Consider the following 25,262-nt stretch of genomic DNA (forward strand, 5'->3'; position numbering starts at 1 on the left):
GGGGTAGAAAAAGTTATACATCAATGTATGTATATTATTATTTAGAATAATATCGCGAAGGTAATAGCAAAACCATCTAACTAGCGAGACAGAAAAGGGTAGTAATGAAAACTATTCTTGTTTATATTTCTGGAATCACCAACGAAGATGGATTAAAAATGTACGTTTGCCTGTGTCATGGAATTACGGATAAAAAAATCATGAAGCTGAGCCAGGAGCACGGCATTTATGATGTTCGCGGGATCCGCCAAATTACTCCGCTGGGCTCTCAGTGTGGCAAATGTATCCGGACGGCGAAAGAAGTGATCGAAGCCTCCGTGGCAACGACGTTCAAAAAAGCCAGCTAATCGCGTACCACCTGGTACCGGTTCGAACCATCGGATTGTCCGCCAGCATCAGCGGACTGCTTACGTGAATGGATCCGCCAAGGTTCTGGATCTGGACGATGGTTTTCATGTCAAATTGAACAACGATGCTTACCCTTCCCCGACCACACCATCTCCCTGTAAGCCCAGTTTTCTTTGCCGGCCTTTTCACTGTTTTCGCACCTCGCACCTCGATGATTATTTTCCACCCAAAGGGTTGCACTGAAAAACGTGATCTGTATAATGCTCGCCACTGCCTGAGATATTAAGGTCTCGTAACTGCAGTTGTGAACCAATAAGCGTTGAGGAAGAAGCTGTTAGACAGCTTAATAATGTATACTCTGACTTATGTTCGCAGTCATTAAATTGGCTGACAATGTGTCCAAACGGGACACTACGTTCACATAAATCAATCGGCATTCCCTCGTCCTGACGAGCGTGAGTGGCGATATTGTTTGTGTAAATTTTCTATTTGGAGCTCTGTCTCATGCAGAACCAACGTATTCGTATCCGCCTAAAGGCGTTCGATCACCGTCTGATCGATCAGTCGACTGCGGAAATCGTTGAAACAGCCAAGCGCACTGGTGCGCAGGTGAAGGGTCCAATCCCTCTGCCTACTCGCAAAGAGCGTTTCACTGTTCTTATTTCTCCACACGTCAATAAAGACGCGCGTGACCAGTACGAAATCCGTACTCACAAGCGCCTTATCGACATCGTTGAGCCAACAGATAAAACTGTTGATGCTCTTATGCGTCTAGATCTAGCTGCTGGCGTTGACGTTCAGATCAGCCTGGGTTAATGGGGAGATAAGAGAATGATTGGTCTAATCGGTCGTAAAGTGGGCATGACCCGCGTATTTACCGAAGATGGCGTTTCTATCCCAGTAACTGTGGTTGAAGTTGAAGCGAACCGTGTTTCTCAGGTTAAATCTGTTGAAACTGACGGCTACAACGCAATCCAGGTAACTACTGGTACTAAGAAAGCTAACCGTGTTTCTAAGCCAGAAGCTGGCCACTTTGCCAAAGCTGGTGTTGAAGCAGGTCGCGGTCTTTGGGAATTCCGTCTAGAGAACAATGAAGAGTTCGCAGTTGGCGCTGAGCTGAATGTTGAGCTGTTCAACGAAGTTAAAAAAGTAGACGTTACTGGTACTTCTAAGGGTAAAGGTTTCCAAGGTGCTGTGAAGCGCTGGAACTTCCGTACTCAAGATATGTCCCACGGTAACTCCTTGTCTCACCGCGCTCCTGGTTCTATCGGTCAATGTCAGACTCCAGGTCGCGTATTTAAAGGCAAGAAAATGGCTGGTCACATGGGTGCTGAGCGTGTAACGACTCAAAACCTAGAGATCGTACGTGTTGACGCTGAACGTAACCTGCTGCTCATTAAAGGTGCAGTCCCAGGTGCGACAGGTGGCAACGTGATCGTTAAACCAGCTGTTAAAGCGTAACGTCGAGGAGTTAGTAATGGAATTGGTAGTCAAAGGCGCTGACGCGCTAACTGTCTCCGAAACTACTTTTGGGCGTGATTTTAATGAAGCGCTTGTACATCAGGTAGTTGTTGCTTACGCAGCAGGTGCTCGTCAAGGTACTCGTGCTCAGAAAACTCGTTCTGACGTTTCTGGTGGTGGCGCGAAGCCATGGCGCCAGAAAGGTACAGGCCGCGCTCGTGCAGGTACAATCCGTAGCCCACTATGGCGTACCGGTGGTGTAACTTTCGCTGCTCGTCCACAGGACCACAGCCAGAAAGTTAACAAGAAAATGTACCGTGGTGCTATGCAGAGCATTCTGTCTGAGCTGGTTCGTCAAGAGCGTCTGATCGTTGTTGACAACTTCTCAGTTGAAGCGCCAAAAACTAAGGCACTAGTTGCCAAGCTGAAAGAGCTTGAGCTGACTGATGCGCTGATCGTAACTGGCGAACTAGATGAGAATCTGTTCCTGGCTGCACGCAACCTGTACAAGGTTGACGTACGTGATGCTAAGGCAATTGATCCAGTTAGCCTGATCGCTTTCGATAAAGTTGTGATGACTGCTGATGCAGTTAAACAAGTTGAGGAGATGCTGGCATGATCACTGAAGAGCGTATTCTAAAAGTTCTACGTGCTCCGCACATCTCTGAAAAAGCGACTATGGCTGCAGAGAACGGTAACACTATCGTTTTCAAAGTAGCGAAAGACGCAACGAAGAGAGAGATCAAAGCAGCAGTTGAAAAACTGTTCGAGGTTGAAGTTAAGTCTGTAAATACTCTTGTTGCTAAGGGTAAGACCAAACGTCAAGGTATGCGCGAAGGCCGTCGTAGCGACTGGAAGAAAGCGTACGTTATCTTGAAAGAAGGTCAAGACATCGACTTCGCTGGTAGTGCAGAGTAAGGCTAGGAGCAAAGAAGAATGGCTATTGTAAAATGTAAGCCGACTTCCCCAGGTCGTCGCCACGTTGTTAAAGTGGTTAACTCTGACCTGCATAAGGGTAAGCCGTACGCACCACTGCTTGAGAAAAAATCTAAGACTGGTGGTCGTAACAATAACGGTCGTATCACAGTACGTCACATCGGTGGTGGTAACAAAAATGCTTACCGTATCATCGATTTCAAACGTACTAAAGATGGTATCCCAGCGAAAGTTGAGCGTCTTGAATACGATCCAAACCGTAGCGCAAACATTGCTCTGGTTCTGTACGCAGACGGTGAGCGTCGCTACATCATTGCACCGAAAGGCCTGAAAGCTGGTGATTCAATCCAGTCTGGCGCAGATGCTGCGATCAAAGTTGGTAACACACTACCAATGCGCAACATTCCAGTAGGTTCAACCGTACACTGTGTTGAACTGAAGCCAGGTAAAGGCGCACAGCTGGCTCGTTCAGCCGGTGCTTACGCTCAGATCGTTGCGCGTGCAGGCACTTACGTGACTCTGCGTCTGCGTTCTGGTGAGATGCGTAAAGTTCTAGCCGAAGGTCGTGCGACCCTTGGTGAAGTGGGTAACTCTGAGCACATGCTGCGTGAACTGGGTAAAGCCGGTGCTTCACGTTGGCGCGGTGTTCGCCCAACCGTACGTGGTGTTGTAATGAACCCAGTCGACCACCCACACGGTGGTGGTGAAGGTCGTACTTCTGGTGGTCGTCACCCAGTGACGCCATGGGGCGTACCGACTAAGGGTTACAAGACTCGTAAGAACAAGCGTACCGACAAGTACATCGTACGTCGTCGTAACAAGTAATTTATATCAGAGGATAAGCCATGCCACGTTCTCTCAAGAAAGGTCCTTTTATTGACCTGCACTTGCTGAAGAAGGTAGAGAAAGCGGTGGAAAGCGGTGACAAGAAGCCTGTTAAGACTTGGTCCCGTCGCTCAATGATCATCCCTCAGATGATTGGTTTGACCATCGCTGTCCATAATGGTCGTCAGCACGTTCCTGTTTTCGTTTCTGAAGAAATGATCGGTCACAAGCTTGGCGAATTTGCACCAACACGCACTTACCGCGGCCACGCTGCGGATAAGAAAGCTAAGAAGCGCTAAGAGGAGTATAGGTAATGGAAGCTATCGCTAAACATCGCTTTGCTCGCATCTCACCGCAGAAAGCACGTTTGGTTGCAGATCAACTGCGCGGCAAGCCAGTTGCTCAAGCTCTAGAAATTCTGCAGTTCAGCAACAAAAAAGCTGCTGACCTGATCAAGAAGGTTCTGGAATCTGCTATCGCTAACGCAGAACACAACGAAGGCGCAGACATCGATGATCTGAATGTTGCGAAAATCTTCGTTGACGAAGGTCCTACCATGAAGCGTATTATGCCTCGTGCTAAAGGCCGTGCCGATCGCATCTTGAAGCGTTCTAGCCACATCACTGTTGTTGTAGCAGACCGCTAAGAGACTAGGAGAGAAAGCAATGGGTCAAAAAGTACATCCTAATGGTATTCGTCTTGGCATCGTTAAGCCATGGAATACCACTTGGTTTGCTAACAGCCAAGAGTTCGCTGACAACCTAGACGGCGACTTCAAGGTACGTCAGTTCCTGACTAAGGAACTATCTAAAGCGTCTCTGTCACGCATCGTTATCGAGCGTCCTGCTAAGAGCATCCGTGTAACTATTCACACGGCTCGTCCAGGCGTTGTTATCGGTAAGAAAGGTGAAGACGTAGAAAAACTACGCGCTCGCGTTGCTAAGATCGCTGGTGTTCCAGCTCAGATCAACATCGCTGAAGTACGTAAGCCTGAGCTAGACGGTCAACTGGTTGCAGACAGCATTTCGTCTCAGCTGGAGCGTCGTGTTATGTTCCGTCGCGCGATGAAGCGTGCGGTTCAAAACGCTATGCGTCTTGGCGCGAAAGGTATCAAAGTAGAAGTAAGCGGCCGTCTTGGCGGTGCTGAAATCGCACGTTCTGAGTGGTACCGTGAAGGTCGTGTACCTCTACACACTCTTCGTGCTGACATTGATTACGCAACTTCTTCGGCTCACACCCAGTACGGTGTCATTGGTGTTAAAGTTTGGATCTTCAAAGGTGAAGTTCTGGGCGGCATGCCAGTTGCTGAGCCAAAGGCTGACAAGCCTAAGAAGCAGCGCAAAGGCCGTAAATAAGGAGTTTATCGATGCTGCAACCTAAACGCACTAAATTCCGCAAGACTCATAAGGGTCGTAACCGCGGTCTAGCGAACGGTACTGACGTAAGCTTCGGCACATTTGGTCTGAAAGCTGTTGGCCGTGGTCGTATCACTGCACGCCAAATCGAAGCGGCTCGTCGTGCTATGACTCGTCACATTAAACGTCAAGGTCAAATCTGGATTCGTATCTTCCCAGACAAACCAATTACCTCTAAGCCTCTTGAAGTTCGTCAAGGTAAAGGTAAGGGTAACGTTGAGTACTGGGTAGCCCAGATCCAACCTGGTAAAGTTCTGTATGAGATGGATGGTGTTTCAGAAGAACTAGCTCGCGAAGCATTCGAGCTGGCTTCTCGTAAGCTACCTATCAAGACTACATTCGTAACTAAGGCGGTGATGTGATGAAAGCACAAGATCTGCGCGCTAAAAGCGTTGAAGAACTGAATGCTGAGCTTGTGGGCCTTCTGCGCGAGCAGTTCAACCTGCGCATGCAGGCTGCGACTGGTCAACTACAGCAGACTCACACTCTGAAAGCTGTACGTCGCGATATCGCACGTGTTAAAACCGTTCTTAATGAGAAGGCTGAAGCATAATGAGCGAGAAAATTCGTACTCAGCAAGGTCGTGTAGTTAGCAACAAAGGCGACAAGTCTATTGTTGTTGCAATCGAGCGTAAAGTGAAACACCCAATCTACGGGAAGTACATCACTCGCACGACTAAACTTCACGCACATGACGAAAACAACGAGTGTGGCCAAGGCGATACTGTTGAAATTCGCGAGTGCCGTCCACTGTCTAAGACAAAGTCTTGGACTCTGGTACGCGTCGTTGAGAAAGCTCGCATCTAAGCGAACTTGACAACAACCTAACTGAGCGGCCCCGAAAATTTTGGGGCCGTTTATTTTTTGTCTACCCATCGGGCGAAAAGAGTGTTATCATTCGCCGCCTTTGTAGAAAAGGCAAAGCGACCCGAGATGGGTCTAGATGTTTAAAATTAGCGGAGCACTAACATGATCCAAATGCAAAGTATGCTAGAAGCAGCCGATAACTCCGGCGCTCGTAGCGTAATGTGTATTAAGGTTCTGGGTGGTTCACACCGTCGCTATGCACATATCGGTGACATCATCAAAGTTACTGTTAAGGAAGCAATTCCACGCGGTAAAGTTAAAAAGGGTGATGTACTGAAAGCGGTGGTTGTGCGCACTCGTAAAGGCGTACGTCGTCCAGACGGCTCTGTCATTCGTTTTGACCGTAATGCTTGCGTATTGTTGAATGACAACAGTGAGCAACCAATCGGTACTCGTATTTTCGGCCCTGTGACTCGTGAGCTTCGTAACGATAAGTTCATGAAGATCGTTTCACTAGCGCCAGAAGTACTGTAAGGAGTAATTCAAATGGCAGCTAAAATCCGTCGTAACGACGAAGTTATCGTTCTTACTGGTAAAGATAAAGGTAAGAAAGGTAAAGTATCTAAGGTTCTAGCAACCGGTAAAATCATCGTTGAAGGTATCAACCTTGTGAAGAAGCACCAGAAGCCTGTTCCGGCTATGGGCATCCAAGGTGGCATCGTTGAAAAAGAAGCAGCAATTGACGCTTCTAACGTTGCAATCGTAAACGGTGAAGGTAAAGCGGACCGTGTAGGCTTCCGATTCGAAGACGGCAAAAAAGTTCGTTTCTTCAAATCGACTGGCGAAACTATCAAGTAATTCTGGAGTAGTACACTATGGCGAAACTGCATGATTACTACAAAGAGACTATTGTAAAAGAGCTTGCTGACAAGTTCGAATACAAGAGCATCATGCAAGTCCCAAGGATCGAAAAAATCACACTGAACATGGGTGTGGGCGACGCGATCAACGACAAAAAACTGCTAGAGAACGCAGCTGCTGACATGACTGCAATTGCAGGTCAGAAGCCGCTGATCACTAAAGCACGTAAGTCTGTTGCTGGCTTCAAGATCCGTGAGGGCTACCCTATTGGCTGTAAAGTAACTCTACGTGGCGAACGTATGTGGGACTTTTTCGAGCGTCTAATCTCAATTGCTGTACCGCGTATCCGCGATTTCCGTGGTCTGAACCCGAAATCATTCGACGGTCGTGGTAACTACAGCATGGGCGTTCGTGAGCAGATTATCTTCCCAGAGATCGATTACGATAAAGTTGATCGTGTCCGTGGTCTAGACATCACGATTACGACTTCTGCGAACTCTGACGAAGAAGCTCGTGCTCTGCTATCTGCTTTTAACTTCCCATTCCGTAAGTAAAAGTAAGGGTTACTAATGGCTAAAGAATCCATGAAGGCGCGCGAAGTAAAACGCGCCAAGCTAGTAGCAAAGTACGCGGAAAAGCGTGCTGCGCTGAAAGCTCTAATCAACGACGTGAACGCGTCTGAAGAAGACCGCTGGAATGCAGTGCTTAAACTTCAGTCACTACCACGTGATTCTGCGAAGTCTCGTCAGCGTAACCGCTGTAACCAGACTGGACGTCCACACGGCTACCTACGTAAGTTTGGTCTATGCCGTATCAAGGTTCGTGAAGCTTGCATGAAAGGCGAGATTCCGGGTCTGCGTAAAGCTAGCTGGTAATTTGTTACCAAATTAGAATCACGGAGTAATTGACTTATGAGCATGCAAGATCCGATTTCGGATATGCTGACCCGCATTCGCAACGGTCAGGCAGCGAAAAAAGTTGCTGTTAAAATGCCATCTTCTAAGCTGAAAGTTGCTATCGCTAAACTGCTGAAAGAAGAAGGTTATGTGGCTGACTACACCATCGTTGGTGAAGTGAAGCCTGAGCTAGAAGTGACTCTTAAGTACTTCGAAGCGAACCCAGTTATTGAGCAAATCCAACGTGTATCACGTCCAGGTCTGCGCATCTACAAGAAAAAAGATGCTCTGCCTTCAGTGATGGGCGGTCTGGGTATTGCTGTTGTATCCACTTCCAAAGGTCTGATGACTGACCGCGCTGCTCGCAAAGCGGGTCTTGGCGGTGAGATTATCTGCTACGTAGCTTAAGGAGTAGGAAATGTCTCGTGTTGCAAAAGCACCTGTAGTAATTCCTGCCGGCGTAGAAGTTAAACTAAACGGTCAGGAAATCACTGTTAAAGGTGGTAAGGGCGAACTAACTCGCACTATCAACGAAGCAGTTGTTCTTTCCCAGGAAGAGAACACAATCACTTTCGGTCCTCGCGAAGGTTTCGAAAAAGCTTGGGCACAAGCAGGTACTGCTCGTGCACTGGTTAACAACATGGTTGTTGGTGTTACTGAAGGCTTTACTAAAAAGCTGATTCTTAAGGGTGTAGGTTACCGTGCTGCCATTAAAGGCAACGCAGTTGGCCTGACTCTAGGTTTCTCGCACCCAGTTGAGCACGAACTGCCAGCAGGTATCAAAGCTGAATGTCCATCTCAGACTGAAATCGTACTGACAGGTACTGATAAACAGCTGATTGGCCAGGTAGCTGCTGATATTCGCGCTTACCGTAGCCCTGAGCCTTACAAAGGCAAAGGTGTTCGTTACGCCGACGAAGTTGTGCGTACTAAAGAAGCTAAGAAGAAGTAAGGTAACACTATGGATAAGAAAGCATCTCGTATCCGTCGTGCGACCCGTGCACGTCGTAAGATTGCTGAACTGGGCGTAACACGCCTGGTTGTACACCGCACTCCACGTCACGTGTACGCTCAGGTAATCGCACCGAATGGTTCAGAGGTTATCGCAGCCGCTTCTACAGTAGAAAAAGCGATCCGTGAGCAGGTTAAGAGCACCGGTAACAAAGACGCTGCTGCAGCTGTAGGTAAGGCTATTGCTGAGCGCGCGATTGAAAAAGGCATCTCTAACGTTGCATTCGATCGTTCTGGTTTCCAATACCACGGCCGTGTTGCTGCACTAGCAGAAGCTGCTCGTGAAGCTGGTCTGAAATTCTAAGGTAGGCGGAAGATGGCTAACGAAAAAACTCAATCAGATTTGCATGAAAAGCTGATCGCTGTTAACCGTGTATCTAAGACGGTTAAAGGTGGTCGTATTTTCAGCTTTACTGCACTAACAGTTGTTGGTGACGGTAACGGTCGCGTTGGTTTCGGTTACGGCAAGGCACGTGAAGTTCCTGCTGCGATCCAGAAAGCGATGGAAAAAGCTCGCCGCAACATGGTGAATGTTGCCCTGAACGACGGTACTCTGCACCACGCTGTTAAAGGCCGCCACACTGGTTCTAAAGTGTACATGCAGCCTGCATCAGAAGGTACTGGTATCATCGCCGGTGGTGCAATGCGTGCAGTACTGGAAGTTGCTGGCGTTCACAACGTACTGGCGAAAGCATACGGCTCTACAAACCCTATCAACATCGTTCGCGCGACTATTGATGGTTTGAGTGGCATGAACTCTCCAGAAAAGATCGCCGCGAAGCGTGGTCTTTCTGTTAAAGAAATTCTGGAGTAATCGACATGGCTAAGACTATTAAAGTAACGCAGACCAAGAGCTCAATCGGCCGTCTGCCAAAGCACAAAGCTACTTTGCGTGGCCTGGGTCTACGTCGCATCAACCACACTGTAGAACTTGAAGATACACCGTGCGTACGCGGTATGATCAACAAGGTTATCTACATGGTTAAAGTTGAGGAGTAATCAGAATGCGTTTGAATACTCTATCTCCGGCTGCGGGTTCTAAGCCTTCTCAGAAGCGCGTAGGCCGTGGTATCGGTTCAGGTCTGGGCAAAACTTGTGGCCGTGGTCACAAAGGTCAGAAATCACGTTCAGGTGGTTCTGTACGTCCAGGCTTCGAAGGCGGTCAAATGCCTTTGAAACAGCGTCTACCAAAATTCGGTTTTACTTCTCGCAAGAGCCTGGTAACAGCTGAAGTTCGTCTAGCAGAGCTGGCGAAAGTTGAAGGTGACGTAGTAAGCCTGGAAACACTGAAGGCTGCGAATGTAATCACTAAGAACATTGAGTTCGCGAAAGTTGTACTTTCGGGTGAAATCGCTCGTCCAGTAACAGTGAAAGGCCTACGCGTGACTAAAGGCGCTAAAGCTGCGATCGAAGCTGCAGGCGGTAAAATCGAGGAATAATTAACTCGAGGATGAGGTACAGATGGCTAAACAACCAGGACAAGATTTTCGTAGTGCCCAAGGCGGCCTAGCAGAGCTTAAGACACGCCTACTCTTTGTATTAGGTGCGATCTTAATTTTCCGAGCAGGCTCTTTTGTGCCTATTCCTGGTATTGACGCTGCTGTACTTGCCGATCTGTTCGAACAGCAAAAGGGCACCGTCATTGAACTGTTTAACATGTTCTCTGGTGGTGCACTTGAGCGTGCTTCCATCTTGGCGCTGGGGATCATGCCGTATATTTCGGCATCGATCATTGTCCAGTTGCTGACGGTTGTTCATCCGGCTCTGGCCGAGTTGAAAAAGGAAGGGGAGTCTGGCCGTCGTAAGATCAGCCAGTACACTCGTTACGGCACGCTTGTTTTGGCAACCTTCCAAGCAATTGGTATTGCAACGGGGTTACCAAGTATGATCCCTGGCCTGGTCATTAACCCGGGCCTCGGATTTTACTTTGTCGCGGTAGTAAGTTTGGTTACCGGTACCATGTTCCTGATGTGGTTGGGTGAGCAAATTACCGAGCGTGGCATTGGTAACGGTATTTCAGTAATTATCTTTACTGGTATCGTTGCAGGTTTGCCGCCAGCTATTGGACAGACCGTAGAGCAAGCACGTCAAGGTGAATTGCACGTACTTCTTCTACTATTAATTGCAGTTATCTCTTTCGCTGTAATTTATTTTGTAGTGTTCATGGAGCGTGGTCAGCGTCGTATCGTCGTCAACTACGCCAAGCGTCAGCAGGGCCGTCGTGTTTTTGCTGCGCAAAGCACTCACCTGCCGTTGAAAATCAACATGGCAGGGGTAATTCCAGCGATTTTTGCATCCAGTATTATTCTGTTTCCGGGGACACTGGCTCAGTGGTTCGGTCAGAATGAGAACTTGGGTTGGCTCAGCGATATCTCACTGGCGCTCAGCCCTGGTCAACCACTATATGTGATGCTGTATGCTGCTGCGATTATTTTCTTCTGTTTCTTCTATACCGCGTTGGTGTTTAATCCACGCGAGACAGCGGACAACTTGAAGAAGTCTGGTGCGTTCGTACCTGGTATTCGCCCGGGTGAACAGACCGCGAAGTATATTGATAAAGTGATGACTCGTCTGACTTTGGCAGGCGCTCTGTACATTACCTTTATCTGTCTGATCCCCGAGTTTATGATGATTGCATGGAATGTCCGCTTCTACTTTGGCGGTACATCACTACTGATTGTAGTTGTAGTTATTATGGACTTCATGGCTCAAGTTCAGACACATCTGATGTCTCAACAATATGAGTCTGTTTTGAAAAAGGCTAACCTTAAAGGCCACGGCCGATAAGACTAGTTATCCATTTACGGAGTTTAGCAATGAAAGTTCGTGCTTCCGTTAAGAAAATCTGCCGTAACTGTAAAGTTATCAAGCGCAACGGTGTTGTGCGCGTAATTTGCAGTGAGCCAAAGCACAAACAGCGCCAAGGCTAATTAGCAGAAATATTTCTTGCAAATTGAAGGTGGGTTGGCTAAATTAGCCAACCAATCTTTTGTGTGTGCAAAAGAATTGTTCCACCGCTGCGTATCCTAAACGGGCTTTGCAGCGGTTATTCTTGAAAAGTACTAGGAGTGAATAGTGGCCCGTATTGCAGGCATTAACATTCCTGATCAGAAACATTCTGTAATCGCTCTTACTGCGATCTACGGCATTGGTAAAACTCGCTCAAAAGCTATCCTAGCTGAAGCGGGTATTGCTGAAAATGTTAAGATCAGTGAACTGACTGAAGAGCAGATCGATCTACTGCGTGATGGTGTAGCCAAGTACACTGTAGAAGGTGATCTACGTCGTGAAGTATCTATGAACATCAAGCGTCTGATGGACCTTGGCTGTTTCCGTGGTCTTCGTCATCGTCGCAGTCTACCACTACGTGGACAGCGTACTAAAACCAACGCACGTACCCGTAAGGGTCCGCGCAAGCCGATCAAAAAATAATCGGATAAGGTAGAGTACAATGGCAAAACAACCAACTCGCGCTCGTAAGCGCGTACGTAAGCAAGTTGCTGATGGCGTTGCGCACATTCATGCTTCTTTCAACAACACAATCGTAACCATCACTGACCGTCAGGGTAACGCTCTGTCTTGGGCGACTGCCGGTGGTTCTGGTTTCCGTGGTTCTCGTAAATCTACGCCGTTCGCTGCACAGGTTGCTGCTGAGCGTTGTGGTGAAATGGCCAAAGAATATGGCGTTAAGAACCTGGAAGTTATGGTTAAGGGCCCAGGTCCTGGTCGTGAGTCCACTATCCGCGCTCTGAATGCTGCGGGTTTCCGTATCACTAACATTGTTGATGCGACTCCGATCCCTCATAACGGTTGTCGTCCACCTAAGAAACGTCGCGTATAACGTTTCGTTTCTAGGAAAACTGGAGAAAGAACATGGCAAGATATTTGGGTCCTAAGCTGAAGCTTAGCCGTCGTGAAGGTACAGACTTGTTCCTTAAGTCTGGTGTCCGCGCGATTGATACCAAGTGTAAAATTGATAACGCACCAGGTGTACACGGCGCTCGTCGCGGTCGTCTATCTGACTATGGCGTTCAGCTTCGTGAGAAGCAAAAAGTTCGTCGTACTTACGGCGTTCTGGAAAAACAATTCCGTAACTACTACAAAGAAGCTGCTCGTATCAAGGGCAACACAGGTGAAAACCTGCTTCAGCTTCTGGAAGGTCGTCTGGATAACGTCGTTTACCGCATGGGCTTCGGCTCAACTCGTGCCGAAGCACGTCAGCTGGTAAGCCACAAAGCGATCCTAGTTAACGGTCAAGTCGTAAACGTTCCTTCTTTCAAGGTAGCGGCTAACGACGTTGTTAGCGTTCGTGAGAAAGCTAAGAACCAAGCACGCATCAAAGCAGCTCTAGAAGTTGCTACTCAGCGTGAACTACCGACTTGGGTCGAAGTAGACAACAGCAAGATGGAAGGTACGTTCAAGCGTCTTCCAGAACGTTCTGATTTGTCTGCCGACATCAACGAACACCTGATCGTCGAGCTTTACTCTAAGTAAGGCTATAGTTAAGAGAGGACACAATGCAGGGTTCTGTAACAGAATTTCTTAAGCCGCGTCTTGTTGATATTGAACAAGTTAACACGACGCATGCAAAAGTAACTCTTGAGCCGCTAGAGCGTGGTTTCGGTCACACCCTAGGTAATGCTCTACGTCGCATTCTACTATCTTCAATGCCAGGCTGTGCCGTCACTGAAGTAGAAATCGACGGTGTGTTACACGAGTACAGCACCAAAGAAGGAGTACAGGAAGATGTTCTTGAGATCCTTCTTAACCTTAAAGGCCTGGCCGTTAAGGTTGAGGGTAAAGACGAAGTTATCCTTACTCTGAACAAGTCTGGTGCAGGCCCTGTTGTTGCAGGTGACATCACCCACGACGGTGATGTTGAGATTGCGAACCCAGAACACGTAATCTGCCACCTAACTGATGACAATGCTGACATCAGCATGCGCATCAAGGTAGAGCGTGGTCGTGGCTATGTACCAGCGTCTGCTCGTATTCATTCTGAAGAAGATGAGCGCCCAATTGGTCGTCTGCTAGTTGATGCAACTTTCAGCCCAGTTGACCGTATCGCTTATGCTGTTGAGGCTGCACGTGTTGAACAACGTACAGACCTGGACAAGCTGATTATCGATATGGAGACTAACGGTACTCTTGATCCTGAGGAAGCGATCCGTCGCGCAGCAACAATTCTTGCTGAGCAGCTGGATGCATTCGTAGATCTGCGTGATGTACGAGTTCCTGAAGAGAAAGAAGAGAAGCCGGAGTTCGATCCGATCCTACTGCGTCCTGTAGACGATCTTGAACTAACTGTTCGCTCTGCTAACTGTCTGAAAGCAGAAGCGATCCACTACATCGGTGATCTTGTTCAGCGTACCGAGGTTGAGCTACTGAAAACGCCTAACCTGGGTAAGAAGTCTTTAACTGAAATTAAAGACGTGCTGGCGTCACGTGGTCTGTCTCTGGGCATGCGCCTGGAAAACTGGCCGCCGGCATCAATCGCTGAAGATTAATAGTTACTGATATCTAGTTAGAAGGATTAGGTCATGCGCCATCGTAAGAGTGGTCGTCAACTCAACCGCAACAGCAGCCATCGCAAAGCGATGTTCAGCAACATGGCTGGCTCTCTGGTACGTCACGAACTTATCAAGACTACCCTGCCTAAGGCAAAAGAGCTGCGTCGCGTAATTGAGCCATTGATTACCCTAGCTAAGACTGACAGTGTTGCTAACCGTCGTCTGGCATTCGCACGTACTCGTGATAACGAAGTTGTTGCGAAACTGTTTAACGAATTAGGTCCACGTTTCGCTCAGCGTCCAGGCGGTTACACTCGCATCATGAAATGCGGTTTCCGTGCTGGCGATAAAGCCCCTATGGCTTATATCGAGCTAGTAGACCGTCCTGAAGCTCAGGAAGAAGCTGCTGCTGAATAAGCACTAGCGCGTTAAATGAAAGAGGCCGAGTCACTGACTCGGCTTTTTTTATACCTGAAATTCTGCATCAGTGTTTTCAGGTTTTACCGCCGCTTATTTCTATCCTGAATGTCCTCTTTATTATTTTATCTCTTCGCTCTGAACTTCTCTTTTTTATCTATCTTCCTATTTTCAGTGGTAGAGAAGGTTCTTTAAGTCTATCGATTTACCGGAAATAGAGATTAAAGCCAGGGGGGAGGTGTTAATTCTAGCATCTTAGTTCGATTTTGGTTGCTTTTTCATCGGCTGTGGTTTTTTTTGAAATTTAGGCTTGCCAATAAGGTGAGCTTCTCTATAATGCCGCCTCACTGAGACGGAGAAGGCAGGCAAAACAGCAAGTCGATTCCTTCGGTAAGGCAGCAAGAATTAATTTCAAAAAGTGTTTGACACAAGAGATTGATTCGCTAGAATGGCTGCCCTGTTCAACAAGAATATTTCAGTTGTCTGTATTTAACTTGTTGAAAGGTTTGTTCTTTAACAATTTGACCATGCAATCTGTGTGGGCACTCGTGGAATGATAGTCAAAAGATTTATCAGTGAACTGAGTGACCAAATCGATACTTAGGTATCGGCACAGTCAATTTATCAGTAATCACTGAGCCGTTTCTTCGGAAACAACAAAACTTTAATTGAAGAGTTTGATCATGGCTCAGATTGAACGCTGGCGGCAGGCCTAACACATGCAAGTCGAGCGGCAGCGACTTAACTGAACCTTCGGGGAACGTTAAGGGCGGCGAGCGGCGGACGGGTGAGTAATGCCTGGGAATATGCCCTGATGTGGGGGATAACCATTGGAAACGATGGCTAATACCGCATAATCTCTTCGGAGCAAAGAGGGGGACCTTCGGGCCTCTCGCGTCAGGATTAGCCCAGGTGAGATTAGCTGGTTGGTGAGGTAACGGCTCACCAAGGCGACGATCTCTAGCTGGTCTGAGAGGATGATCAGCCACACTGGAACTGAGACACGGTCCAGACTCCTACGGGAGGCAGCAGTGGGGAATATTGCACAATGGGGGAAACCCTGATGCAGCCATGCCGCGTGTGTGAAGAAGGCCTTCGGGTTGTAAAGCACTTTCAGTCGTGAGGAAGGCGGCCAGGTTAATAGCCTGGTTGTTTGACGTTAGCGACAGAAGAAGCACCGGCTAACTCCGTGCCAGCAGCCGCGGTAATACGGAGGGTGCGAGCGTTAATCGGAATTACTGGGCGTAAAGCGCATGCAGGCGGCTTGTTAAGCCAGATGTGAAAGCCCGGGGCTCAACCTCGGAATCGCATTTGGAACTGGCAGGCTAGAGTCTTGTAGAGGGGGGTAGAATTTCAGGTGTAGCGGTGAAATGCGTAGAGATCTGAAGGAATACCGGTGGCGAAGGCGGCCCCCTGGACAAAGACTGACGCTCAGATGCGAAAGCGTGGGGAGCAAACAGGATTAGATACCCTGGTAGTCCACGCCGTAAACGATGTCTACTTGGAGGCTGGGGTCTTGAATTCTGGCTTTCGGAGCTAACGCGTTAAGTAGACCGCCTGGGGAGTACGGTCGCAAGATTAAAACTCAAATGAATTGACGGGGGCCCGCACAAGCGGTGGAGCATGTGGTTTAATTCGATGCAACGCGAAGAACCTTACCTACTCTTGACATCCAGAGAACTTAGCAGAGATGCTTTGGTGCCTTCGGGAACTCTGAGACAGGTGCTGCATGGCTGTCGTCAGCTCGTGTTGTGAAATGTTGGGTTAAGTCCCGCAACGAGCGCAACCCTTATCCTTGTTTGCCAGCACTTCGGGTGGGAACTCCAGGGAGACTGCCGGTGATAAACCGGAGGAAGGTGGGGACGACGTCAAGTCATCATGGCCCTTACGAGTAGGGCTACACACGTGCTACAATGGCGCATACAGAGGGCGGCGAGCTAGCGATAGTGAGCGAATCCCAAAAAGTGCGTCGTAGTCCGGATTGGAGTCTGCAACTCGACTCCATGAAGTCGGAATCGCTAGTAATCGTGGATCAGAATGCCACGGTGAATACGTTCCCGGGCCTTGTACACACCGCCCGTCACACCATGGGAGTGGGCTGCACCAGAAGTAGATAGCTTAACCTTCGGGAGGGCGTTTACCACGGTGTGGTTCATGACTGGGGTGAAGTCGTAACAAGGTAGCCCTAGGGGAACCTGGGGCTGGATCACCTCCTTAACGATATGACGCATTGTTTGATGCAGTGTCCACACAGATTGCCTGGTTAAAATGTAAAAGAGCGAAACGATGCTGGGTCTGTAGCTCAGGTGGTTAGAGCGCACCCCTGATAAGGGTGAGGTCGGTGGTTCAAGTCCACTCAGACCCACCACTTCCTGCCCAAGGGAAGCTGGTGAGGCATCGGAAACGTTGGGGCTATAGCTCAGCTGGGAGAGCGCCTGCTTTGCACGCAGGAGGTCAGCAGTTCGATCCTGCTTAGCTCCACCACTCTTTAAGGGTTTTCCCTGAGAATCTTTAAACAGTGGTTTGTATCTCTGCGGAGATAACGAAACACATGCTCTTTAACAATCTGGAAAGCTGACTAGTAAATTGAATGTTTGACATTCAATACTAAAGTTTCATCGAAAGATGGAACGAGTTCTCAAGCAACACACATTCAAGTGTCTTGTGTATGTTTGCTTTCACTTTTCAAAGTGAAGACAGACAAAGAGTCCGGCAAAACAAACTAATCCGTCAAGTCATTGATGGAAACCTTGGTCGTTTGCGATACAGACCCCTTGGGGTTGTATGGTTAAGTGACTAAGCGTACACGGTGGATGCCTGGGCAGTCAGAGGCGATGAAGGACGTACTAACTTGCGATAAGCGTAGATGAGGCAGTAAGAGCCACTTGAGTCTACGATTTCCGAATGGGGAAACCCAGCTGCAGCAGCAGTTATCATTAAGTGAATTCATAGCTTAATGAGGCGAACCGGGGGAACTGAAACATCTAAGTACCCCGAGGAAGAGAAATCAACCGAGATTCCGGCAGTAGCGGCGAGCGAAACCGGATTAGCCCTTAAGTTGGTTTGGTGTCAGGTGAAGGCTCTGGAAAGTGCCGCGATACAGGGTGATAGCCCCGTAACCGACAACACCTTATCAGTGAAAACGAGTAGGACGGGACACGTGTTATCTTGTCTGAAGATGGGGGGACCATCCTCCAAGGCTAAATACTCCTGACTGACCGATAGTGAACCAGTACCGTGAGGGAAAGGCGAAAAGAACCCCTGTGAGGGGAGTGAAACAGAACCTGAAACCGTGTACGTACAAGCAGTAGGAGCACCCTCGGGTGTGACTGCGTACCTTTTGTATAATGGGTCAGCGACTTAATTTCAGTAGCAAGGTTAACCGTATAGGGGAGCCGTAGGGAAACCGAGTCTTAACTGGGCGTGCAGTTGCTGGGATTAGACCCGAAACCAGGTGATCTAGCCATGGGCAGGTTGAAGGTGCGGTAACACGCACTGGAGGACCGAACCGACTAATGTTGAAAAATTAGCGGATGACTTGTGGCTAGGGGTGAAAGGCCAATCAAACCTGGAGATAGCTGGTTCTCCCCGAAAGCTATTTAGGTAGCGCCTCGGACGAATACTACTGGGGGTAGAGCACTGTTAAGGCTAGGGGGTCATCCCGACTTACCAACCCTTTGCAAACTCCGAATACCAGTAAGTACTATCCGGGAGACACACGGCGGGTGCTAACGTCCGTCGTGGAGAGGGAAACAACCCAGACCGCCAGCTAAGGTCCCAAAGTTATCGCTAAGTGGGAAACGATGTGGGAAGGCTCAGACAGCCAGGATGTTGGCTTAGAAGCAGCCATCATTTAAAGAAAGCGTAATAGCTCACTGGTCGAGTCGGCCTGCGCGGAAGATTTAACGGGGCTAAGCGATACACCGAAGCTGCGGCAATGCATTTTATGTATTGGGTAGGGGAGCGTTCTGTAAGCCGTTGAAGGTGTGCTGTAAGGCATGCTGGAGGTATCAGAAGTGCGAATGCTGACATGAGTAACGATAAAGGGGGTGAAAAACCTCCTCGCCGGAAGACCAAGGGTTCCTGTCCAACGTTAATCGGGGCAGGGTGAGTCGACCCCTAAGGCGAGGCCGAAAGGCGTAGTCGATGGGAAACGGGTTAATATTCCCGTACTTCTTGCTATTGCGATGGGGGGACGGAGAAGGCTAGGTGGGCCTGGCGACGGTTGTCCAGGTTCAAGGGTGTAGGCTGGTGATCTTAGGCAAATCCGAGACGCCTTTTACAAAGAGGCTGAGACCTGATGTCGAGCCGCTACGGCGGTGAAGTCATTGATGCCATGCTTCCGGGAAAAGCCTCTAAGCTTCAGATAGCAAGGAATCGTACCCCAAACCGACACAGGTGGTCGGGTAGAGAATACCAAGGCGCTTGAGAGAACTCGGGTGAAGGAACTAGGCAAAATGGTACCGTAACTTCGGGAGAAGGTACGCTGCCGGCGGTAAAGAGACTTGCTCTTGGCGCTGCTGGCAGTCGCAGATACCAGGTGGCTGCAACTGTTTATTAAAAACACAGCACTGTGCAAAATCGAAAGATGACGTATACGGTGTGACGCCTGCCCGGTGCCGGAAGGTTAATTGATGGGGTTATCTTCGGAGAAGCTCTTGATCGAAGCCCCGGTAAACGGCGGCCGTAACTATAACGGTCCTAAGGTAGCGAAATTCCTTGTCGGGTAAGTTCCGACCTGCACGAATGGCGTAATGATGGCCACGCTGTCTCCACCCGAGACTCAGTGAAATTGAAATCGCAGTGAAGATGCTGTGTACCCGCGGCTAGACGGAAAGACCCCGTGAACCTTTACTACAGCTTGGCACTGAACATTGACCCTACATGTGTAGGATAGGTGGGAGGCTTCGAAGCAGGTACGCCAGTATCTGTGGAGCCGTCCTTGAAATACCACCCTTGTAGTGTTGATGTTCTAACGTCGGCCCCTTATCGGGGTTGCGGACAGTGCCTGGTGGGTAGTTTGACTGGGGCGGTCTCCTCCCAAAGCGTAACGGAGGAGCACGAAGGTGGGCTAATCACGGTCGGACATCGTGAGGTTAGTGCAATGGCATAAGCCCGCTTGACTGCGAGAATGACGGTTCGAGCAGGTGCGAAAGCAGGTCATAGTGATCCGGTGGTTCTGAATGGAAGGGCCATCGCTCAACGGATAAAAGGTACTCCGGGGATAACAGGCTGATACCGCCCAAGAGTTCATATCGACGGCGGTGTTTGGCACCTCGATGTCGGCTCATCACATCCTGGGGCTGAAGTCGGTCCCAAGGGTATGGCTGTTCGCCATTTAAAGTGGTACGCGAGCTGGGTTTAGAACGTCGTGAGACAGTTCGGTCCCTATCTGCCGTGGGCGTTGGATGATTGAGAGGGGCTGCTCCTAGTACGAGAGGACCGGAGTGGACGAACCGCTGGTGTTCGGGTTGTGTCGCCAGACGCATTGCCCGGTAGCTAAGTTCGGAATCGATAACCGCTGAAAGCATCTAAGCGGGAAGCGAGCCTCAAGATGAGTCATCCCTAAGGCTTTAAGCCTTCTGAAGGGTTGTCGTAGACTACGACGTTGATAGGCAGGGTGTGTAAGCGCTGTGAGGCGTTGAGCTAACCTGTACTAATTGCCCGTGCGGCTTAACCATACAACACCCAAGGGGTTTTGTTTACGAAGTACGGACTCCGCAAGCACTTGAATGACGTGTTTGAGAATACTGGTCAGATTTTCCGAGATTGTATCTTCCGCCGAAGGCGCAAGATAAACAGAATTTGCTTGGCGACCATAGCGTTATGGACCCACCTGATCCCATGCCGAACTCAGCAGTGAAACGTAACAGCGCCGATGGTAGTGTGGGGCCTCCCCATGTGAGAGTAGGACATCGCCAGGCTTGATTTGCCTATCTTGGTTATTGCCTGCATCTTTTGATACTTGCGATGCTCATGTGCTAACGCACACTGCGCTTCTCAGGTCAAAGTCTGCATCGCATAACACAAGATATCCTAAACAAAGCACTGAAGGGTAAGACTTTGTTTGGCACACAGAATTGCGTGCTGGTATAGCTCAGTTGGTAGAGCGCACCCTTGGTAAGGGTGAGGTCCCCAGTTCAAATCTGGGTACTAGCACCACTATTTTGTTCAGCGACAACAGCGCAATGGTACCACCTGATCCCATGCCGAACTCAGAAGTGAAACGTTGTAGCGCCGATGGTAGTGTGGGGCCTCCCCATGTGAGAGTAGGACATTGCTGAACACCTATTTTTAAACCCAGCCGAAAGGCTGGGTTTTTTCGTTGTGCGCCGAGCATGGCGTTGTTCTAGGAGGTGAAAGTCCTCTACGGGCTCAGTCGAGCGAGAACCGTTAGCCTATGCAAGGGTGCCCACCGTGAGGTGGGATCTGAAGGAAGCAAACGGCAAAACTTGGGTGTGACGAACAGAAACCTGATAGTAGGCCAGTACAACTTGGGTAACCTAGCAATATATAGAACAGCCCAATGCCTCGACGGGAAGTGTGTACGGGTAAATCAGGCACAGCCAAGGGAAAGAACAACGTCTTACCTCGGGAGATCTTACGACCTGTCTCGGATGAGACTAATACAACAGTGATGTTGTGTGACGGGGAATAAGAAGTCAGCAGAAGGCATAGTACCTTGGGGAAGTACAACCCAAGGGAAGGCCGGAACTGAATATATCAAGAAGCAGTCACTAGACACTCAATCATGTGGGGTCATAGCAAGATGAACAACATCTCTACGTACTACTGGGCAACACCGCAAGTGACGCTCATGGCCACGAAGAATGACAAGCATGATCGACGTAGACAGGAGGACGAGTCTTGGTGACCTCAACTCAGTTGATGGAGCGGATCTGCTCCTCAACAAATCTGAACCAAGCCCTGAGAAGAGTGAAGAAGAACAAGGGATGTGCTGGGGTTGATAAACTCGACATAACAGCGACTATCTCGATGCTTCGGCAGTCTTCTAATGGGCAAGCGCTCCGCCAGAGCCTTCTGGACGGGAGCTACCAACCCCAACCCGTTCTGGGTGTAGAAATTCCCAAACCTAGCGGGGGAGTGAGGCAGCTAGGTATCCCAACTGTACTTGATAGGGTAGTCCAACAGGCCATTACCTCAGTACTGACAGATATCTACGAACCTCAGTTTTCAAGCAACAGTTATGGGTTCAGGCCTAACCGCAGTGCCCACCATGCATTGGTGGCAGCAAGCCACTACATCAGGGAGGGGCGGGGTTATGTAGTCGACATAGACCTGGCGAAATACTTCGATACTGTGAACCACGATAGACTGATGCACAGGCTATCGGAGGACATCACAGATAAACGGGTCCTGAAGCTGGTCAGGTCATACCTACAGGCAGGCATAATGCGAAACGGGTTAGTTGAGCAGAGGCAACGAGGGACGCCACAGGGTGGACCATTATCTCCGCTGCTATCAAATATCGTATTAGATGAGTTGGATAAAGAGCTTGAGCGAAGAGGGCATAAGTTCTGCCGATATGCAGACGACTGCCAAATCTACGTGCACAGTGAGGAAGCCGCCAATCGAGTAAAAGCCTCAATCACGGAGTTCTTGGAGCAGAAACTGAAACTCAGGGTTAACCGTGAGAAAAGTGCGGCAACGAGAGTGACAGAGCGGACTTACCTAGGCCATCGCTTTCAACGAGATGGAAGCATCCATATCTCGAAGACAGCACAAACTCAGATGAAGAAGCGAGTGCGTCAAATAACGAAGCGGAATCGAGGGCGAGAGTTGAAGACAGTCATAGTCGAACTCACTCAATACCTAAGAGGTTGGCAACACTACTTCAAGCTTGCCATACGGAAAAGCGCGATGCAGCGCTTGGATGAATGGATAAGGCGGCGCTTACGGTGCTATCGCCTCAAGCAGCGCAAGCGCAGATACAGCATAGCGACATGGTTACGCCAAGAGGGTGTAAGCGAACGCAATGCGTGGAAGCTGGCGATGTCAGATAAAGGGTGGTGGCACTTGGCTTTATCGCCCCAGCTCAATCAGGCCATGCCAATGAAATGGTTCAAGGAGATGGGTCTGTACTCGTTGCGAGATGGGTACGAGTCACTGAAAATATATTCGGAACCGCCGTATGCGACCCACGCTTGTACGGTGGTGTGAGAGGACGGAGGCCGTGAGGCCTCCTCCTACTCGATTTCAGAGCAACAACTTTATGAGAATTTCTCAACATCCCTCCTTTTCGCTCAATTCTTTTTAACTGCTTTTCCTTGCGCCTTGGCTAAATTTTATATAGTTTTATTTAGAAATCTGGACGTCTAAACATCCTGGCTGTGTATAAAACCATAGAAGTGGTAGCATGAAAAAGACGCCAGGTCGTTCGGTATAACGTTGAAGGAGCAAACCAAGATGCCGATAAAAATTCCTGACCAACTCCCTGCAACGGACATTTTGCGCAGCGAGAACATTTTCGTGATGTCTGAGGCGCGTGCGGCGAGCCAGGAAATACGTCCCCTGAAAGTGCTGTTATTGAACCTGATGCCAAAGAAGATCGAGACGGAAACTCAGTTTCTTCGCTTGCTGTCGAATAGCCCACTTCAGGTGGATGTTGAGCTGCTGCGAATTGACAACCGTCCGACCAAGAATACCCCGACGGAACATTTAGATACCTTTTACCGCCAGTTTGATATGGTGAAGGGGCGCAACTTTGATGGCCTGATTGTTACCGGGGCGCCATTAGGGTTAGTTCAGTTTGAAGATGTGCTGTATTGGGAAGAGATCCAGACCATTATGAACTGGGCCAAAGCACACGTGACCTCCACCCTGTTCGTCTGCTGGGCGGCACAGGCGGGGCTCAAGCTGCTGTATGATTTGCCGAAACGAACCCGTAAAGAGAAGCTGTCCGGGGTGTATTATCATCAGATCCACGATTGTCACCACCCGATGCTGCGCGGCTTTGACGATACCTTTCTTGCTCCGCATTCTCGTTACGCCGACTTTTCACCGGAGTATTTGGCCGAGCATACGGATCTCGATATCCTGGCAACTTCAGAACAAGCCGGGGTGTATCTGGCGGCGACCAAAGATAAGCGGAACGTGTTTGTCACCGGGCATCCCGAGTATGATGTCAACACTCTGCATCACGAGTATTTAAGAGATTTAGGTGAAGGCATGGAGCCGAATATCCCGGTGAACTACTACCCCGGGGATAATCCGGAGAATCCACCGGTCGCCAGTTGGCGCAGCCATGGTCATTTACTGTTTTCCAATTGGTTGAACTATTGTGTCTACCAGCAAACGCCTTACGATTTGGAGCATTTCTCGGAAGATAACTTTACCCGGGATGATTAGTATCAGCGCATCAAAAGACCTGCCTTGGCAGGTCTTTTGGTTTTTGTGTTTCGGAGAGGGGGGGAAGAGCGGCTTATTTGTTTTCGGCTTCCCACTGTTTGGCTTTTTGGATCATCGGGGTAATGGTTGAGCCCTGGATCAGGATGGAGAACACCACCACTGCATAGGTCATGACCAGGATCATTTCCCGAACATCAATATTTTTTTCCGGGATCACGATGATGCCGGCCGGAATAGCCATCGCCATCGCCAATGCCAGCCCGCCACGCAGGCCACCCCAGGTCAGGATCTTTACTGAGTGCGGGTTATAGTCACGATAGCGCTGGAAGCCGAAGTAGGACAACTGGATGCTCAGGAAGCGGCTGAGCAGGACGAGCGGTACGGCGATGACCATCAGGATCCAGTCTTCTTCGTGGAAGCTGAACTGTAGCATGCTCAGGCCAATCAACAGGAATAGCACCCCATTGAGGAACTCATCGACCAGCTCCCAGAAATGGTCCAGATGATCTTCACTCTCTTTCGAAAAGCCGATAAAACGGGTCCAGTTGCCAATCATGATCCCGGAGACCACCATCGCCAGCGGACCGGAGACATGGATCAGATCGGCAAAGACATAACCGGCTGTTGGGACACCAATGGTCAGCAGTAGCTCCATGGAGTGATCGTCTGTGGCACTGATGAGGTAATGGAACAGTAACCCGAGGAAGAACCCGTAGGCGATGCCGCCAATGGCTTCCTGGATAAACAGCTGGCCGACGCCTAACACGGTTGGTGCTTCGTTACCGAAGGCGATGGTGAACAAGGTGACGAAAATGACCAGGCCAAAGCCATCATTGAAGAGGGACTCGCCTTCAATCTGGGTGGAAATACGGCGCGGTGCATTGAGCTTTTTCACGATGGCCAGAACGGCGATGGGGTCGGTCGGGGAGATAAGGGAGCCGAAAATCAGGCAGTAGATGAGGTCAAAATCAATCCCGATCAACTGGCACATGCCCCAAAGTGAGAAACCGATGAAGAAGGTGGAGAACAGTGTAGCGGCCAGGGCCAGGACGGTGATTTCCCACTTTTGATCTTCCAGGTTGGGGAGCTTGATCCCGAGCCCGCCGGCGAACAGCAAAAAGCCTAAAATCCCTTTGAGCAAAAATGATTCGAAGTTGATTTCACCCAGCTGGCTGGCTGCGATTTCTTCTAAATGAAACCATCCGTTTTGACCGGCGATCACGATGCCTAAAGACAAAATCAGTGCGCCGGCCGTGATTGCAATTGTTGTTTGCATTTTCCCTATTTTGCTGTTGATAAATGCAATAATCATTGCAGCAGCAGCAAGAAAGCAAAGGGTGCTATAAACGGACATCCATGAACCTCGATATAAGCTGAAAAGTAAAGCGACAAATTGTGTCAAAATA

Annotated in this window: 32 protein-coding genes, 3 tRNA genes and 4 rRNA genes; 38 read left to right on the forward strand and 1 reads right to left on the reverse strand. The window is 49.3% G+C overall.

What is annotated here, in order from left to right; all coding sequences use genetic code 11:
* The first annotated feature begins 158 nt into the window (after window positions 1-158).
* The 38 genes from NNL38_RS01290 to metA all read left to right on the forward strand — a co-directional run bounded on the left by NNL38_RS01290 (window position 159) and on the right by metA (window position 23,856).
* Window positions 159-347 (forward strand): (2Fe-2S)-binding protein, encoded by a 189-nt coding sequence (locus tag NNL38_RS01290; protein WP_255390529.1) that lies wholly within the window; start codon window positions 159-161, stop codon window positions 345-347.
* Between the two features lie 505 nt (window positions 348-852).
* The gene (gene rpsJ, locus NNL38_RS01295; RefSeq protein WP_002541412.1) at window positions 853-1,164 is read left to right on the forward strand and encodes a 30S ribosomal protein S10; all 312 of its coding nucleotides are present in this window, start codon (window positions 853-855) and stop codon (window positions 1,162-1,164) included.
* Window positions 1,165-1,179: 15 nt separating this feature from the next.
* The gene (gene rplC, locus NNL38_RS01300; RefSeq protein ID WP_255389247.1) at window positions 1,180-1,809 is read left to right on the forward strand and encodes a 50S ribosomal protein L3; all 630 of its coding nucleotides are present in this window, start codon (window positions 1,180-1,182) and stop codon (window positions 1,807-1,809) included.
* Window positions 1,810-1,825: 16 nt separating this feature from the next.
* Window positions 1,826-2,428 (forward strand): 50S ribosomal protein L4, encoded by a 603-nt coding sequence (gene rplD / locus NNL38_RS01305; protein ID WP_255389248.1) that lies wholly within the window; start codon window positions 1,826-1,828, stop codon window positions 2,426-2,428.
* Complete coding sequence (gene rplW / locus NNL38_RS01310) at window positions 2,425-2,727, forward strand: 50S ribosomal protein L23 (RefSeq protein ID WP_255389249.1); 303 nt, start codon at window positions 2,425-2,427, stop codon at window positions 2,725-2,727. Before rplD ends, rplW begins: the two co-directional genes overlap by 4 nt.
* Before the next feature lie 18 nt (window positions 2,728-2,745).
* Window positions 2,746-3,570 carry a 50S ribosomal protein L2 gene (gene rplB / locus NNL38_RS01315; RefSeq protein WP_255389250.1) on the forward strand — a complete coding sequence of 275 codons (825 nt, stop codon included), beginning with the start codon at window positions 2,746-2,748 and terminating at the stop codon, window positions 3,568-3,570.
* A gap of 20 nt (window positions 3,571-3,590) precedes the next feature.
* Window positions 3,591-3,869 (forward strand): 30S ribosomal protein S19, encoded by a 279-nt coding sequence (gene rpsS / locus NNL38_RS01320; RefSeq protein WP_007469141.1) that lies wholly within the window; start codon window positions 3,591-3,593, stop codon window positions 3,867-3,869.
* Window positions 3,870-3,883: 14 nt separating this feature from the next.
* The gene (gene rplV / locus NNL38_RS01325) at window positions 3,884-4,216 is read left to right on the forward strand and encodes a 50S ribosomal protein L22 (protein ID WP_255389251.1); all 333 of its coding nucleotides are present in this window, start codon (window positions 3,884-3,886) and stop codon (window positions 4,214-4,216) included.
* A gap of 19 nt (window positions 4,217-4,235) precedes the next feature.
* Complete coding sequence (gene rpsC, locus NNL38_RS01330) at window positions 4,236-4,925, forward strand: 30S ribosomal protein S3 (RefSeq protein ID WP_255389252.1); 690 nt, start codon at window positions 4,236-4,238, stop codon at window positions 4,923-4,925.
* An 11-nt stretch (window positions 4,926-4,936) separates the two neighbouring features.
* Window positions 4,937-5,347, forward strand: coding sequence for a 50S ribosomal protein L16 (gene rplP, locus NNL38_RS01335; RefSeq protein WP_255389253.1), 411 nt, complete (start codon window positions 4,937-4,939; stop codon window positions 5,345-5,347).
* On the forward strand, window positions 5,347-5,538 hold the full coding sequence (rpmC, locus tag NNL38_RS01340; protein WP_255389254.1) for a 50S ribosomal protein L29: 192 nt from the start codon (window positions 5,347-5,349) through the stop codon (window positions 5,536-5,538). Before rplP ends, rpmC begins: the two co-directional genes overlap by 1 nt.
* Window positions 5,538-5,792 carry a 30S ribosomal protein S17 gene (gene rpsQ, locus NNL38_RS01345; protein WP_255389255.1) on the forward strand — a complete coding sequence of 85 codons (255 nt, stop codon included), beginning with the start codon at window positions 5,538-5,540 and terminating at the stop codon, window positions 5,790-5,792. Before rpmC ends, rpsQ begins: the two co-directional genes overlap by 1 nt.
* A 162-nt stretch (window positions 5,793-5,954) precedes the next feature.
* Window positions 5,955-6,326 (forward strand): 50S ribosomal protein L14, encoded by a 372-nt coding sequence (rplN, locus tag NNL38_RS01350; RefSeq protein WP_255389256.1) that lies wholly within the window; start codon window positions 5,955-5,957, stop codon window positions 6,324-6,326.
* A gap of 12 nt (window positions 6,327-6,338) precedes the next feature.
* Entirely contained in the window at window positions 6,339-6,650 is a 312-nt protein-coding gene (gene rplX, locus NNL38_RS01355; RefSeq protein ID WP_255389257.1) for a 50S ribosomal protein L24, read from the forward strand.
* A 17-nt stretch (window positions 6,651-6,667) separates the two neighbouring features.
* On the forward strand, window positions 6,668-7,207 hold the full coding sequence (gene rplE, locus NNL38_RS01360) for a 50S ribosomal protein L5 (protein ID WP_255389258.1): 540 nt from the start codon (window positions 6,668-6,670) through the stop codon (window positions 7,205-7,207).
* Between the two features lie 15 nt (window positions 7,208-7,222).
* The gene (gene rpsN / locus NNL38_RS01365) at window positions 7,223-7,528 is read left to right on the forward strand and encodes a 30S ribosomal protein S14 (protein ID WP_255389259.1); all 306 of its coding nucleotides are present in this window, start codon (window positions 7,223-7,225) and stop codon (window positions 7,526-7,528) included.
* Window positions 7,529-7,564: 36 nt separating this feature from the next.
* Window positions 7,565-7,957, forward strand: coding sequence for a 30S ribosomal protein S8 (gene rpsH / locus NNL38_RS01370; RefSeq protein ID WP_255389260.1), 393 nt, complete (start codon window positions 7,565-7,567; stop codon window positions 7,955-7,957).
* A 10-nt stretch (window positions 7,958-7,967) separates the two neighbouring features.
* Window positions 7,968-8,501: a 50S ribosomal protein L6 gene (rplF, locus tag NNL38_RS01375; protein ID WP_255389261.1), complete on the forward strand. Its 534-nt coding sequence runs from the start codon at window positions 7,968-7,970 to the stop codon at window positions 8,499-8,501.
* Window positions 8,502-8,510: 9 nt separating this feature from the next.
* A complete protein-coding gene (gene rplR, locus NNL38_RS01380; protein ID WP_255389262.1) occupies window positions 8,511-8,864 on the forward strand; it encodes a 50S ribosomal protein L18 in 354 nt (117 codons plus the stop codon).
* Window positions 8,865-8,876: 12 nt separating this feature from the next.
* Window positions 8,877-9,374: a 30S ribosomal protein S5 gene (rpsE, locus tag NNL38_RS01385; RefSeq protein WP_255389263.1), complete on the forward strand. Its 498-nt coding sequence runs from the start codon at window positions 8,877-8,879 to the stop codon at window positions 9,372-9,374.
* Between the two features lie 5 nt (window positions 9,375-9,379).
* On the forward strand, window positions 9,380-9,559 hold the full coding sequence (gene rpmD / locus NNL38_RS01390) for a 50S ribosomal protein L30 (protein ID WP_007469101.1): 180 nt from the start codon (window positions 9,380-9,382) through the stop codon (window positions 9,557-9,559).
* Between the two features lie 5 nt (window positions 9,560-9,564).
* Window positions 9,565-9,999: a 50S ribosomal protein L15 gene (gene rplO / locus NNL38_RS01395; protein WP_255389264.1), complete on the forward strand. Its 435-nt coding sequence runs from the start codon at window positions 9,565-9,567 to the stop codon at window positions 9,997-9,999.
* A 22-nt stretch (window positions 10,000-10,021) separates the two neighbouring features.
* Window positions 10,022-11,347: a preprotein translocase subunit SecY gene (secY, locus tag NNL38_RS01400; protein WP_255389265.1), complete on the forward strand. Its 1,326-nt coding sequence runs from the start codon at window positions 10,022-10,024 to the stop codon at window positions 11,345-11,347.
* Window positions 11,348-11,376: 29 nt separating this feature from the next.
* Entirely contained in the window at window positions 11,377-11,490 is a 114-nt protein-coding gene (gene rpmJ / locus NNL38_RS01405; protein WP_000868186.1) for a 50S ribosomal protein L36, read from the forward strand.
* Window positions 11,491-11,635: 145 nt separating this feature from the next.
* A complete protein-coding gene (gene rpsM / locus NNL38_RS01410; protein WP_255389266.1) occupies window positions 11,636-11,992 on the forward strand; it encodes a 30S ribosomal protein S13 in 357 nt (118 codons plus the stop codon).
* Between the two features lie 19 nt (window positions 11,993-12,011).
* Window positions 12,012-12,401: a 30S ribosomal protein S11 gene (gene rpsK / locus NNL38_RS01415; protein ID WP_005370963.1), complete on the forward strand. Its 390-nt coding sequence runs from the start codon at window positions 12,012-12,014 to the stop codon at window positions 12,399-12,401.
* Between the two features lie 32 nt (window positions 12,402-12,433).
* Window positions 12,434-13,054: a 30S ribosomal protein S4 gene (rpsD, locus tag NNL38_RS01420; RefSeq protein ID WP_255389267.1), complete on the forward strand. Its 621-nt coding sequence runs from the start codon at window positions 12,434-12,436 to the stop codon at window positions 13,052-13,054.
* Window positions 13,055-13,077: 23 nt separating this feature from the next.
* Window positions 13,078-14,067 (forward strand): DNA-directed RNA polymerase subunit alpha, encoded by a 990-nt coding sequence (locus NNL38_RS01425; RefSeq protein ID WP_255389268.1) that lies wholly within the window; start codon window positions 13,078-13,080, stop codon window positions 14,065-14,067.
* Between the two features lie 33 nt (window positions 14,068-14,100).
* Entirely contained in the window at window positions 14,101-14,487 is a 387-nt protein-coding gene (rplQ, locus tag NNL38_RS01430) for a 50S ribosomal protein L17 (RefSeq protein ID WP_007468807.1), read from the forward strand.
* 665 nt (window positions 14,488-15,152) lie between these two features.
* Window positions 15,153-16,704: ribosomal RNA gene (locus NNL38_RS01435) — 16S ribosomal RNA — on the forward strand.
* Window positions 16,705-16,778: 74 nt separating this feature from the next.
* Window positions 16,779-16,855 (forward strand) — tRNA-Ile (locus NNL38_RS01440).
* A gap of 40 nt (window positions 16,856-16,895) precedes the next feature.
* A tRNA-Ala gene (locus NNL38_RS01445) sits at window positions 16,896-16,971 on the forward strand.
* 302 nt (window positions 16,972-17,273) lie between these two features.
* A 23S ribosomal RNA gene (locus NNL38_RS01450) occupies window positions 17,274-20,168 on the forward strand.
* A 127-nt stretch (window positions 20,169-20,295) separates the two neighbouring features.
* Window positions 20,296-20,411 (forward strand): 5S ribosomal RNA (gene rrf / locus NNL38_RS01455).
* A gap of 162 nt (window positions 20,412-20,573) precedes the next feature.
* A tRNA-Thr gene (locus NNL38_RS01460) sits at window positions 20,574-20,649 on the forward strand.
* A gap of 8 nt (window positions 20,650-20,657) precedes the next feature.
* Window positions 20,658-20,773, forward strand: a 5S ribosomal RNA gene (gene rrf, locus NNL38_RS01465).
* The 16S, 23S and 5S rRNA genes sit together here with 3 tRNA genes alongside, the layout of an rRNA operon.
* 602 nt (window positions 20,774-21,375) lie before the next feature.
* Window positions 21,376-22,668: a group II intron reverse transcriptase/maturase gene (gene ltrA, locus NNL38_RS01470; RefSeq protein ID WP_369414610.1), complete on the forward strand. Its 1,293-nt coding sequence runs from the start codon at window positions 21,376-21,378 to the stop codon at window positions 22,666-22,668.
* Between the two features lie 246 nt (window positions 22,669-22,914).
* Window positions 22,915-23,856 (forward strand): homoserine O-acetyltransferase MetA, encoded by a 942-nt coding sequence (gene metA / locus NNL38_RS01475; protein WP_255389269.1) that lies wholly within the window; start codon window positions 22,915-22,917, stop codon window positions 23,854-23,856.
* A gap of 73 nt (window positions 23,857-23,929) precedes the next feature.
* Here the strand turns inward: metA and NNL38_RS01480 are convergent, their stop codons facing one another.
* Complete coding sequence (locus NNL38_RS01480; protein WP_255389270.1) at window positions 23,930-25,210, reverse strand: cation:proton antiporter; 1,281 nt, start codon at window positions 25,208-25,210, stop codon at window positions 23,930-23,932.
* Between the last annotated feature and the right edge of the window lie 52 nt (window positions 25,211-25,262).

The sequence above is a fragment of the Photobacterium atrarenae genome (assembly GCF_024380015.1).
Lineage (GTDB): Bacteria > Pseudomonadota > Gammaproteobacteria > Enterobacterales > Vibrionaceae > Photobacterium > Photobacterium atrarenae.

Coding starts and splice junctions, on each gene's coding strand:
- rpmJ (WP_000868186.1), top strand. CDS start 11,377: ATGAAAGTTCGTGCTTCCGTTAAGAAAATCTGCCGTAACTGTAAAGTT.
- rpsH (WP_255389260.1), top strand. CDS start 7,565: ATGAGCATGCAAGATCCGATTTCGGATATGCTGACCCGCATTCGCAAC.
- rplD (WP_255389248.1), top strand. CDS start 1,826: ATGGAATTGGTAGTCAAAGGCGCTGACGCGCTAACTGTCTCCGAAACT.
- rplQ (WP_007468807.1), top strand. CDS start 14,101: ATGCGCCATCGTAAGAGTGGTCGTCAACTCAACCGCAACAGCAGCCAT.
- rpsQ (WP_255389255.1), top strand. CDS start 5,538: ATGAGCGAGAAAATTCGTACTCAGCAAGGTCGTGTAGTTAGCAACAAA.
- rplW (WP_255389249.1), top strand. CDS start 2,425: ATGATCACTGAAGAGCGTATTCTAAAAGTTCTACGTGCTCCGCACATC.
- rplR (WP_255389262.1), top strand. CDS start 8,511: ATGGATAAGAAAGCATCTCGTATCCGTCGTGCGACCCGTGCACGTCGT.
- rpsE (WP_255389263.1), top strand. CDS start 8,877: ATGGCTAACGAAAAAACTCAATCAGATTTGCATGAAAAGCTGATCGCT.
- rplC (WP_255389247.1), top strand. CDS start 1,180: ATGATTGGTCTAATCGGTCGTAAAGTGGGCATGACCCGCGTATTTACC.
- NNL38_RS01425 (WP_255389268.1), top strand. CDS start 13,078: ATGCAGGGTTCTGTAACAGAATTTCTTAAGCCGCGTCTTGTTGATATT.
- rplP (WP_255389253.1), top strand. CDS start 4,937: ATGCTGCAACCTAAACGCACTAAATTCCGCAAGACTCATAAGGGTCGT.
- rpsJ (WP_002541412.1), top strand. CDS start 853: ATGCAGAACCAACGTATTCGTATCCGCCTAAAGGCGTTCGATCACCGT.
- rpsC (WP_255389252.1), top strand. CDS start 4,236: ATGGGTCAAAAAGTACATCCTAATGGTATTCGTCTTGGCATCGTTAAG.
- rplB (WP_255389250.1), top strand. CDS start 2,746: ATGGCTATTGTAAAATGTAAGCCGACTTCCCCAGGTCGTCGCCACGTT.
- ltrA (WP_369414610.1), top strand. CDS start 21,376: ATGGAGCGGATCTGCTCCTCAACAAATCTGAACCAAGCCCTGAGAAGA.
- rpsK (WP_005370963.1), top strand. CDS start 12,012: ATGGCAAAACAACCAACTCGCGCTCGTAAGCGCGTACGTAAGCAAGTT.
- metA (WP_255389269.1), top strand. CDS start 22,915: ATGCCGATAAAAATTCCTGACCAACTCCCTGCAACGGACATTTTGCGC.
- rplN (WP_255389256.1), top strand. CDS start 5,955: ATGATCCAAATGCAAAGTATGCTAGAAGCAGCCGATAACTCCGGCGCT.
- NNL38_RS01290 (WP_255390529.1), top strand. CDS start 159: ATGTACGTTTGCCTGTGTCATGGAATTACGGATAAAAAAATCATGAAG.
- rpsD (WP_255389267.1), top strand. CDS start 12,434: ATGGCAAGATATTTGGGTCCTAAGCTGAAGCTTAGCCGTCGTGAAGGT.
- rplE (WP_255389258.1), top strand. CDS start 6,668: ATGGCGAAACTGCATGATTACTACAAAGAGACTATTGTAAAAGAGCTT.
- secY (WP_255389265.1), top strand. CDS start 10,022: ATGGCTAAACAACCAGGACAAGATTTTCGTAGTGCCCAAGGCGGCCTA.
- rpmC (WP_255389254.1), top strand. CDS start 5,347: ATGAAAGCACAAGATCTGCGCGCTAAAAGCGTTGAAGAACTGAATGCT.
- rplO (WP_255389264.1), top strand. CDS start 9,565: ATGCGTTTGAATACTCTATCTCCGGCTGCGGGTTCTAAGCCTTCTCAG.
- rplV (WP_255389251.1), top strand. CDS start 3,884: ATGGAAGCTATCGCTAAACATCGCTTTGCTCGCATCTCACCGCAGAAA.
- rplX (WP_255389257.1), top strand. CDS start 6,339: ATGGCAGCTAAAATCCGTCGTAACGACGAAGTTATCGTTCTTACTGGT.
- rplF (WP_255389261.1), top strand. CDS start 7,968: ATGTCTCGTGTTGCAAAAGCACCTGTAGTAATTCCTGCCGGCGTAGAA.
- rpsS (WP_007469141.1), top strand. CDS start 3,591: ATGCCACGTTCTCTCAAGAAAGGTCCTTTTATTGACCTGCACTTGCTG.
- rpsN (WP_255389259.1), top strand. CDS start 7,223: ATGGCTAAAGAATCCATGAAGGCGCGCGAAGTAAAACGCGCCAAGCTA.
- NNL38_RS01480 (WP_255389270.1), bottom strand. CDS start 25,210: ATGTCCGTTTATAGCACCCTTTGCTTTCTTGCTGCTGCTGCAATGATT.
- rpmD (WP_007469101.1), top strand. CDS start 9,380: ATGGCTAAGACTATTAAAGTAACGCAGACCAAGAGCTCAATCGGCCGT.